Source organism: Trichococcus flocculiformis (assembly GCF_900113645.1).
Classification (GTDB): Bacteria; Bacillota; Bacilli; order Lactobacillales; family Aerococcaceae; genus Trichococcus; species Trichococcus flocculiformis.
The window spans coordinates 25,645-35,908 of sequence record NZ_FOQC01000024.1 but is presented as its reverse complement, the minus strand read 5'-3'; the positions used below and the strand labels follow the sequence as shown (position 1 = coordinate 35,908).

Sequence of the window (10,264 nt, the reverse complement as noted above, 5' to 3'; positions counted from 1 at the left end):
ATGAAGCCAAGGAGTTTTCTCATAGAGAGGACTCCTTGGCTTCATCAATGCCATTAAATTAAGGGTGTTGACAAATAAGTGGTAGAGGAAATATGAGAGAAAACCTCTCATTTATCCGTCTTGGATCAGAATTCATAAGAAATGCTCAGCGCAGGGGCAAAATTGTCGAATAGCTGAGGAACATTCAACAAATTGTTCCCGCTCGCTTTTTTCGGAAGTCCAGCTGCGTAAGTTAATGACGTTGTTGGCTTCATTAAGTCTTTTGTTATTCGGTTTAATAATATTTAAGGGCTGCTGGGCCTGAATCGCTGTTGCTGATACGGAAAGCATCGGCAACCGGGGAAACGAAGACTTTGCCGTCACCGACATGGCCGGTGTACAATGCGCGGCGGGCAGCACGGATGACTTCTTCGACAGGGACCTCGCTGATGATTGTTTCGATGCGGACTTTCGGCAACAGATTGCCCTCAGCTTTCGCACCACGATAGAAGGTTTGTTGACCTTTTTGGAGCCCGTAACCATGTACGGATGTGACCGTCATGCCGGTTACCCCGATAGCATTCAATTCCGCTTTCAGTCGCTCCAGCTTATCAGGATTGGCAATGATGTCCACTTTATTCATCGTGAAACCTGAATCAGCCAATTTGAAGGCACCGACTTTGCTGAGATCCACTTCTTGGATAGCAGGGATTGCTGCAGGTTTGCTGTTGTCAGTCAGATAATCTTCGAAAGCAGTCGTTGCGACAAAGTCATGGTAGCTTGAAGTCAAACCATGCTCAGCGACGTCCATACCGACGATTTCTTCTTCAGCAGTAACGCGGAGACCCATTGTTTTTTGGATGACCTTGAAGACTACGTACATGGAACCGGCTGTGTAGGCAGCTACAGAAGTTACACCCAACGTTTGTATGCCCAGCAGGTTGAATCCACCGCCGTACAATAATCCGCCATCTGTTGCAAAAACACCGACTAAGATTGTTCCTAAGGCACCGTTCACGCCGTGGACACTGAAAGCACCGACGGGATCGTCGATTTTCAATTTTTGATCGACGAATTCAACGGCAAGGACAATGGCAAAGCCGGCGATGAATCCGATGGCGATGGCGCCGAAAGGAGAGACGACCGCACAACCGGCAGTAATGGCTACGAGACCTGCCAATGAACCGTTCAGCGTCATCGAAACATCGGGTTTGCCGTATTTCGCCCAAGTGAATAAGAGCGTGACCAGAGTCGCTGTGACTGCGGATAAGTTTGTATTCAAGAAGATCGTACCAATCAAGGCAAGGGTTTCGTCTCCAGTTGCCGCAACCGTTGATGCTCCGTTGAATCCGAACCATGCGAACCAGAGGATGAAGACGCCAAGGGCACCGATCGTCAAATTGTGGCCAGGAATGACTTGCGCTTTTCCATCTTTATATTTTCCGATACGCGGACCGACGACGGCAGCCCCGACAAGAGCAGCAACGCCACCTACCATATGCACGGCTGTGGATCCAGCGAAGTCAATGAAGCCCATTTGAGCCAACCAACCGCCGCCCCAGATCCAGTGACCGGAGATCGGATAGATCAACAAGGAGATGATGAAAGAGTACACGAGATAAGAGCTGAATTTTGTCCGTTCCGCAACAGCTCCGGATACGATAGTGGCTGCAGTTGCCGCGAATACGTTTTGGAACATGAAATGGACAGTTCCAGGAATGGTGGAATCAAGTCCTTCCATAAATAAAGCAGGAGTTCCGATGATGCCGGCGATATCGTCCCCGAACATGATGCTGTAGCCGATAAGGAAGAATCCCAACGATCCGAGTACAAAGTCCATAAGATTTTTCATGATGATGTTCGCTGCGTTCTTGGCGCGAGTGAAGCCCGTCTCGACCATCGCGAAACCGGCTTGCATAAAGAATACCAATACCGTTCCCAGCAAGGTCCATAATGTGTCTACTGATGAAAACATAAATGATTCCTCCTTTTGTTTTAGCATAGTCTTAGTGTATAGAAATAATTTTATTGATGCTATATCCTGCTTACGCACCATGTAAAATAATGTGACAATGCTTACAAATCAATGTTTGCAAGCGCTTGGATGCGAAAATGATGAGATTTCTGAACTTAAATCTCATCAAATTGCAGGGATGTTGGATGCGGTTGTGTTTTTTTGGTCAACATGATTAAAATAAATCTGACATGAGCGAGTAGGGAATAGGACGGATGTCAGAATCGGTGACAACGAATAGGTTCCATCAGCGGGGATATCCGGGGTAAAGAGCAAATATACAGCAAAAAGCCGTAAGGGAAACATGCGGGACATGTTTTCCTTACGGCTCTATGTATTCTTTTAGTAACTTCTAAAAGTTGATGATCCAGTCCATTTCCGATAATTCAATCAATGGCAACTCGATCGCTTCCTCTTTTAACGCCTTCTCGAACCCTTCCTTCGAAAAAGGGCCTTTTACAGATTCAATTCTTCTATCGATAATAAAATATTCGAATGCTTCATTATGTTCTTTTTCAAGAATGATAAATTCATCGGTCCAATTCAATCGTGTAATATAGCCTTGGATGCTTCCAGTCGGGTAGCGATAAGATGAAGGCAGATGGAAAAGGTTTTGCCAAGAAGCGCACTGTCTCAAAAATAGGCCTTCTCCGACCGGTATTCTAAATTTAGCAATTCTGGATATTTCAGGCAACATTCTATTTTTCCACACTATCATTTCACCCCTTTTTTGTGTCCTCATTCTTTTGACATCCCTGTGGCTTAAAGCCGGATAACAGATCCGAAAATAAGAATGAATCGCTTACATTTCTGACAAGTCATAGTATAACTGCTTTTTTTTACAAAGTACAGTAGATTCTATTGATTTTATGTACTTTATATGTTTTTTAACATTTTTAACATTTTTAACATTTTTTTAATTTTCAGGGTATTTTCCTATTGACCAAAGCATCAAAATATGTCTGCCGAATTTAGACGGAATTTGACTTTAAACACTATATATTGTGGTGGAAATTTATGTGTGGATGATATATAGTATATACAGTGAATCGAAACAGAGTCTACTTTAAGTAGAGGCAACCAACGTGAGAAGCGCGTCCGATAGGGAAAGCTTGCTCACTTTGTAACTACCTCTTACTTTTTATTAGCTTTTTTTGCATGTTCGGTTGATTTTTAACTAAGGAGTGGGAAAAATATGGCTTCATTACCAACAGATTACTTAAATGAGAGCACGAATCTTCAAGTCGCTGACACAGAAGTGAACATCCAAGTATTGAAGGCGGATGGACGGGTTGTTCCTTTTCATGCCAAGAAAATATATAAAGCAATCAAAAAAGCGGAGCGTTTTTTATCTGAACAGAACGAAGCGGCTGCAGATCACGATGTGGATGCTGTCGTGGCACTGGTTGTAGACAAACTGATTGCGTCAGAAGCGGAAAGTGTTTCGACGGATGATATCCATGATCAGGTTGAAGCGACGCTTGCTGAAATGGGTAATCTGCCATTAGCCGAAGCCTACAATACCTATAAATTAGCGAAGAAAGTCAAAAAACTTCAACAACAGGACATCGAATTGCGCATCCAGAGCCTGATGAATGCCGATCAGAGCGTCGTCAATGAGAATGCCAACAAGGACAGCCGTGTCTTCAATACGATCCGGGACTTGACGGCAGGAGTGGCCGCGAAAGCGATCGGCTTGAGGATGTTGCCGAAACACGTTTCCAACGCCCACATGAAAGGCGATATCCATTACCATGACTTGGATTACCAGCCGTACTCACCGATGACGAACTGTGTGCTGATCGATTTCCAGAATATGCTCCGTGAAGGTTTCAAAATCGGTAATGCCGAAGTGGACAGCCCGCGTTCAGTCAACACGGCGACTGCCCAAATGGCGCAGATTTTTGCGAACGTCGCTTCCAGTCAATACGGCGGCTGCAGCGCAGACCGGGTCGACGAAGTGTTGGCACCTTACGCACGCCTGAACTATGAGAAACATCTGGAAACGGCTAAGGATTGGGTTGATGGCGAAGCGAAACAGATCGCTTATGCCGAAGAAAAAACCCGCAAAGACATCTATGATGCTATGCAAAGCCTGGAGTACGAAATCAACACACTCTACACTTCAAACGGACAAACACCATTCACCACGCTCGGATTTGGCTTGGGGACGGATTGGTTTGCGCGCGAAATCCAAAAAGCCGTCCTGCAAGTACGCATCAAAGGATTGGGCAAGGAAAGACGTACAGCAATCTTCCCGAAATTGATCTTCGCCTTGAAAAAAGGCACGAACCTAGAGACACACGATCCCAACTATGACATCAAGCAGTTGGCCATCACTTGTGCCACGAAACGGATGTATCCGGATGTGCTGATGTACGATAAAATCGTTGAATTGACAGGCAGTTTCAAGACACCGATGGGTTGCCGTTCCTTCCTGCAGGGCTGGGAAGACGAAAACGGAAATGAAGTCAATTCCGGTCGGATGAATCTTGGGGTCGTGACGTTGAACATCCCTAGAATCGCCTTGGAATCGGAAGGGAATCCGGAAGCATTCTGGAACATCTTCGAGGAACGCTTGGCCATCTGTAAGGATGCCCTCGTCTACCGTGTCGAACGCACCAAAGAAGCGACGCCTACGAACGCACCGATCCTGTACCAGCACGGAGCCTTCGGGAAACGCCTGGGTGAAACGGATAAGGTCGATGAACTATTCAAAAACAAACGCGCTACAGTCTCTCTGGGATATATCGGATTGTATGAAGCGGCTACCGTTTTCTACGGAGCAGATTGGGAAACGAATCCGGAAGCAAAAGCCTTCACTTTGGACATCGTCAAGAAGATGAAGGAAAAAACGGATGCTTGGGGCAACCAATACGGTTATCATTTCAGCGTCTACTCGACTCCGAGCGAAAGTTTGACCGATCGCTTCTGCAGCATGGACACAGAGAAATTCGGCATCATCGCTGATATCACGGATAAGGAATACTACACAAACAGCTTCCATTACGATGTCCGCAAGAATCCGAATCCTTTCGAAAAAATCGCCTTCGAAATGGAATATCCGCAATATTGCTCAGGCGGCTTTATCCATTATTGCGAATACCCGAACTTGCAGCAAAATCCGAAAGCGTTGGAAACAGTCTGGGATTTCGCCTACGACAAAGTTGGCTATTTGGGAACGAATACGCCGATCGACCACTGCCTGGAGTGCGGTTTCGAAGGAGACTTCAATCCGACAGAACGCGGATTCCAATGCCCGGAATGCGGCAATACCGATCCGCAGACATGCGACGTCGTAAAACGCACATGCGGCTATCTCGGCAATCCGCAGATCCGTCCGATGGTGAAAGGTCGCCATAAAGAAATTTCCGCCCGCGTCAAACATCTGCATGCGGATTGCAAGTCAGAACAGTAATCAGAACAGTTAGGTGATGTGAAGTGAAAAATCCGCAACCGCAAGAATGGTTGGCAGAGAAATACAGCAAGGACAAGGTTGCGGACTACAAACCGTTTAACTTTGTCGATGGCGAAGGCGTGCGCTGCAGCATCTATCTGAGCGGCTGCCTGTTCGCCTGCGAAGGCTGCTACAATAAGATTGTCCAGAATTTCGACTATGGGATTGACTACACCGACGAGCTGGAGGAACAGATCATGGCCGATCTGCGCCAGCCTTATGTACAGGGCTTGACGCTTTTGGGCGGCGAACCGTTCCTCAACACGAAGGTCGCGCTGCGGCTTGCGCAGCGGATCCGGGCCGAGTTCGGCCGGACCAAGGACATCTGGGGCTGGACCGGCTACTATTGGGACGAATTGTCTTCAGAATCCGAAGACAAGCAGGAATTGCTGCGCTTGATGGATGTACTCGTCGACGGCCGCTTCGAACTGTCCAAACGGGATCTGACATTGAAATTCCGCGGCAGCTCCAATCAGACTATCATCGATGTGCAAAAATCGCTGGAAGCCGGAGAAAAAGTCCTTTGGGCCAATGCTTACGCTTGAATGTTAAAACATATCGTGCTGCCTCACTTCGAGGCGGCATTTTTTTGTGCGTTTGATTTCAGCTCACTGGGGTACCCGGTAGCCTTTTTGTGATGCGCTTCAGTACCCAAAAGCCCATCAAAAATGCTATACTAATTTTATTGAAACGTTTTCAAATAATCCCAATAAGAAAGCTGGTATGACAGTTGAAAAAAATAAACATCGGTAATTCAGGACTGTTAGCATCAGAAATTTCGCTCGGCATCATGCGTATGAACGCTTTGACGCATGAAGAGGCGACAGTGGTCATCCGCACGGCAGTGGACAACGGCATCGATTACTTCGATCATGCGGACATCTACGGCAGAGGGACTTCGGAGGAAATTTTCGGAAAAGCCTTTAAGGAACTCGGCATCGCGAGGGACAGCGTGATGCTGCAGACGAAATGCGGCATCGTGCCGGGTGTCATGTTCGATTTCTCAAAAGAACATATCATCGCATCGGTGGAGGGAAGTCTGAAACGACTTCAGACCGATTACGTGGATGCCTTGCTGCTGCACCGTCCGGATACGTTGGTGGAACCGGAGGAAGTCGCCGAAGCTTTCGATGAACTGCACAAAGCAGGGAAAGTGCGCCATTTCGGCGTCAGCAACCAAAATCCGATGCAGATTGAATTGTTGAAGAAAGCTGTCACACAGCCATTATTGATCAATCAACTGCAGCTCAGTCTGACCCACGCACCGATGATCGATGCAGGATTCAACGTGAACATGATGAACAATCCTTCATTCATGCACGACGGTTCCGTCCTGGAATACAGCCGGATCTCGGACATGACGATCCAGCCGTGGTCGCCATTCCAAGCTGGTAATGGCAAGAAAGGGCTGTTCTTCGACCATCCCGATTATCCGGAATTAAATGAAAAAATCAACACAATTGCGGAAGATAAAGGCGTATCCCGGGAAGCAATCGCAATCGCGTGGTTGTTGCGTCATCCGGCTAAAATGCAGCCAATTGTCGGCAGCATGAACCCAGAGCGTATTGCAGCCATCTGCAAAGCTTCCGATGTGGCGCTGAGCCGCACCGAGTGGTATGAACTCTATAAGGCTGCAGGCAAAATGTTGCCTTAAAGAAAGGCAGCAACAGTTAAAGAGAAATAAAAAAAGAACAAGACTCCAATTGGAATCTTGTTCTTTTTTCGCTTTAGGGTTCGTAAATAATCTTATCAAAATAGAGCAAATCGATTTTTTTTGTATCGGCGAACGTGGCGTTGATTTCCCCGCTGTAGAGCATTTCCCCGGACTGGAGTTCGAAAACAGCCAGTTTGGAAGCCCGGTCAGGCTCCAGATAATTTTCCGTCAGTATGATGCGGCTGTCGGAAACGAGGATTTGCCAATTCATATCAACGGTCTCTTCCCAATCAGCAGTATTCTGGAGAATGATTTTATCGCGCACTTGATCCTGCATCAGATCAAGTGGTTGGATTGACCATTCCTGATCCGTGTGCTGCAATTGATAGAAAATACCATCCTTAATTGCGTAAGATAAATCATCCGCCAATGCTTCAGCAGCCAGTTTTGACCATTCCTTCGTTGTCCAATCATAGCGCTTGAAGGATAGTGAGACAACCGGTGCAACGTATTCTGTAGCTTCCGAATCAGTTTCTTCGAGCCGCTCCATGACGAAGATTGCTTTTTGATCGCCTTGTGTCAACACGGATGTGGTAACACTCTGATAACCCGTAAAATCCGCAGGTATATCGAAAGCAAAATGTTCCTCCTGCATACCACTGTCCAGATCATAAATCAGGATATCCGTGCCACGATCATTTGAATACTCATTATAACGGCTGTACGAGATAATTAGTTTACCGTCCAGGAAGTCCGTGCTATTGACGTTATAATAGGTCTTTTCTTTTTTTTCCGGATAAGCGAGGAGCGTTTCCGCAACAGTTCTGTCAGCCTTATCCAGTGTCGCTATCAGGAATCCGTCATTATCCGCTGCTGTATAGTATAAGTTTCCTTCGGTTTCGGCATAATTCCCTTCAAAAGGCCGCTTCCCACGCATAAATGCTTTATACTCATCGCGCCAAACCTGAACAGCGCTTTCTGCGTAGTCTTGGAAGAATGCATCCTGACGTTGCGTCTCGGAATGGCGCAAGCCGGAGCTGTCAAAGCTTAGGGTAGTCGTTTCCCATTGCGAGTGTGCTGTTCCGTAATAGAGTAAGCCATCCAAAACTGCTTCATCACCAGAAATTGTCTCAATACCGATGCGCAAAGGCTCTTCTTTTGCCAATAGCGGCTGGACATAGAACCCTCCGAGAACGGTAAGCAGGAGGAGACTCAGCAATAAAATTGTTTGTTTTCTCATTTTTGTCCTCCTTCTATACGCTGATGCGTTTTTCAAGCAACCGATAATTAGCCCATGTCCCGGACAGCAAAAGCATAAGGCTCACGGCAATCGTCATCCAGTACTTTTCTTCCGCATACAAACGCGTCGTGATGCCGGTACGCAAGAAGAGAAGCATCGCGGCAAAGAGGACGATTGCGAGAGTAGCTGCCAAGAATACCCCTTTCCAACGTCCGCTCAAGTGCATCAGGATGAACGTGTACCCTAAAGTGAGCGCTGTATAGCCAATAGTGTAAAAAAGCAGATAATTGGAAAAGAGACTTGGTAAAGCCAAGGCCAATGGAGAAGCGCTGGTTGATGCCATCTGCAAGGGGATTTCCCGATAGATGTCCGCCGGAATAAGTCCGGAAAAGACCAGCTCCTCAAGATACAAAAGTCCGATTTGCCAAACTTGCAGCCCTGTAATCAGGAGCCAAATGGTCGCAAATTTTGCTGCATACACAGCGAAACGGTTACCCGGCAGACTGAGCAAACGGAAAGAGAAACGGTTTTTTCCAGACCAATCCTGATACCAGATAAAGACGGCATAGAACAGCAATGCGAAAATGGCTGTCATGATCGAAAAAACGAAGAACGAGTTGTTGGTTACATCCTCCAACGTAAGATACCCATAGTCCTGCAGATATTGTTCGGGTCGTGCAGCATAGTTCTGTTGCCGGTAGTTTTCATATCCATCTTTCCAGAAATGGTATTCGTGGAAGACTGCATAAGCCTGTAAAGCCGTCACAAAAGCCAACAGGAAGCTATAGAACCGTTTCGCGCGATTCCATTCAAATATCCATAGTTCCATAAATTTTTTCATGGTTGATACACCTCCCGCATCACATCAATGACAGCCTTTCCTTCGTTTTGGCGGATGTCTTCTGCGTAAAAATCTTTGACGACACGCCCGCTGCGCAGCATGACGATCCGGTCCAACAACATTTCGACTTCATCCGTATGATGAGTGGCGATGAGAACGCCCTTGTCCGTTACGAATTTGCTCGTGAAGACCTCGAGAATATCCTCGCGGGCAAAGACATCGATGCCGGAAAATGGCTCATCCATCAAATAGTAATCCGCGTCCAGAGAAAGTCCCAACAAGAAACTCACCTTTGCGCTATTCCCTTTTGAGAGATTTTTCAGTTGCAGATCCGATTCCAGACGGAAAAACGAAAGTAATTCATCCGCTTTGGCGGCATTCCAATTCGGGTAGTAGGTACTCATAAACTTCATCGACTCCGCGATTGTCATCCATCGGGGCATCGTCAGTGAGTCAGGGATATAGGAGATTTTTTCGTATAGCTGTTTATGAATGTCTTGCCCGTCGATCGTAATCGAGCCGTTGTTGCGTGGAACTAAGCCCATAATACAGTTCATGAGGGTCGTTTTGCCTGTACCGTTCATTCCGGTCAGACAAGTCACTTCATTTTTTTTGATGGTAAAGCTGACATCTTCCAAAATGGTCCGTTTGCCGTATTTTTTTTCCAGATTCTTGATTTCAATCATTCACGTGCACCTCCTTCAAGCGCTTTTTGATCAAGTCCAGGACCGCTTCATCCTCTAGTCCGATTGTGCGTACCGTTTCGATGAATCCCTGCAAGGCCTCGTCCAATAGCTCTTGTCTTAATGTCTGGATTTTTGATTGGCTTTCCGTTATTTTGCTGAGAGAATTTCCATCTGTATAAATCAAACCAAGCCCCTCCATTTCCTTATAAGCACGCTGTACCGTATTCGGATTTACTTTTAATTGTGTAGCCAATTCCCGGCGCGACGGTATTTCTTGTCCGGGTTGGAAAGCGCCGCTTACGATTTTCTGCTTGTGCATTTCGATAATCTGTTCGTAGACCGGACTTCTTTTGTCAAAAATCACTTTTTCCACCTGCCTTTTCCGATCGATTG

At 46.5% G+C, this 10,264-nt stretch carries 9 protein-coding genes; 3 read left to right on the top strand and 6 right to left on the bottom strand.

Annotation, left to right across the window (positions count from 1 at the left end):
• Positions 1-274: 274 nt before the first annotated feature.
• A complete protein-coding gene (locus BMZ71_RS09215) occupies positions 275-1,954 on the bottom strand; it encodes an ammonium transporter (RefSeq protein WP_086989653.1) in 1,680 nt (559 codons plus the stop codon).
• A 391-nt stretch (positions 1,955-2,345) separates the two neighbouring features.
• On the bottom strand, positions 2,346-2,630 hold the full coding sequence (locus tag BMZ71_RS09210; protein WP_068561444.1) for a hypothetical protein: 285 nt from the start codon (positions 2,628-2,630) through the stop codon (positions 2,346-2,348).
• A 558-nt stretch (positions 2,631-3,188) separates the two neighbouring features.
• On the opposite strand from BMZ71_RS09210, the gene nrdD reads away from it, so the two are divergent.
• The 3 genes from nrdD (at position 3,189) to BMZ71_RS09195 (ending at position 7,104) form a co-directional block, all read left to right on the top strand.
• A complete protein-coding gene (gene nrdD, locus BMZ71_RS09205) occupies positions 3,189-5,411 on the top strand; it encodes an anaerobic ribonucleoside-triphosphate reductase (RefSeq protein WP_086989655.1) in 2,223 nt (740 codons plus the stop codon).
• 23 nt (positions 5,412-5,434) lie between these two features.
• Entirely contained in the window at positions 5,435-5,995 is a 561-nt protein-coding gene (nrdG, locus tag BMZ71_RS09200; RefSeq protein WP_086989657.1) for an anaerobic ribonucleoside-triphosphate reductase activating protein, read from the top strand.
• A 185-nt stretch (positions 5,996-6,180) separates the two neighbouring features.
• On the top strand, positions 6,181-7,104 hold the full coding sequence (locus BMZ71_RS09195) for an aldo/keto reductase (protein WP_068561441.1): 924 nt from the start codon (positions 6,181-6,183) through the stop codon (positions 7,102-7,104).
• Positions 7,105-7,177: 73 nt separating this feature from the next.
• Here the strand turns inward: BMZ71_RS09195 and BMZ71_RS09190 are convergent, their stop codons facing one another.
• Genes BMZ71_RS09190 through BMZ71_RS09175 form a run of 4 tightly spaced genes read right to left on the bottom strand, consistent with a single transcriptional unit; the run spans position 7,178 to position 10,235 of the window.
• Positions 7,178-8,344 (bottom strand): hypothetical protein, encoded by a 1,167-nt coding sequence (locus tag BMZ71_RS09190; RefSeq protein WP_086989659.1) that lies wholly within the window; start codon positions 8,342-8,344, stop codon positions 7,178-7,180.
• A gap of 13 nt (positions 8,345-8,357) precedes the next feature.
• Positions 8,358-9,185 carry a hypothetical protein gene (locus tag BMZ71_RS09185; RefSeq protein WP_086989661.1) on the bottom strand — a complete coding sequence of 276 codons (828 nt, stop codon included), beginning with the start codon at positions 9,183-9,185 and terminating at the stop codon, positions 8,358-8,360.
• A complete protein-coding gene (locus BMZ71_RS09180; RefSeq protein ID WP_086989663.1) occupies positions 9,182-9,871 on the bottom strand; it encodes an ABC transporter ATP-binding protein in 690 nt (229 codons plus the stop codon). The genes BMZ71_RS09185 and BMZ71_RS09180 overlap by 4 nt, the downstream gene beginning before the upstream one ends.
• Positions 9,864-10,235, bottom strand: a complete 372-nt coding sequence (locus BMZ71_RS09175) for a GntR family transcriptional regulator (RefSeq protein WP_232309336.1) — start codon at positions 10,233-10,235, stop codon at positions 9,864-9,866. Before BMZ71_RS09175 ends, BMZ71_RS09180 begins: the two co-directional genes overlap by 8 nt.
• Between the last annotated feature and the right edge of the window lie 29 nt (positions 10,236-10,264).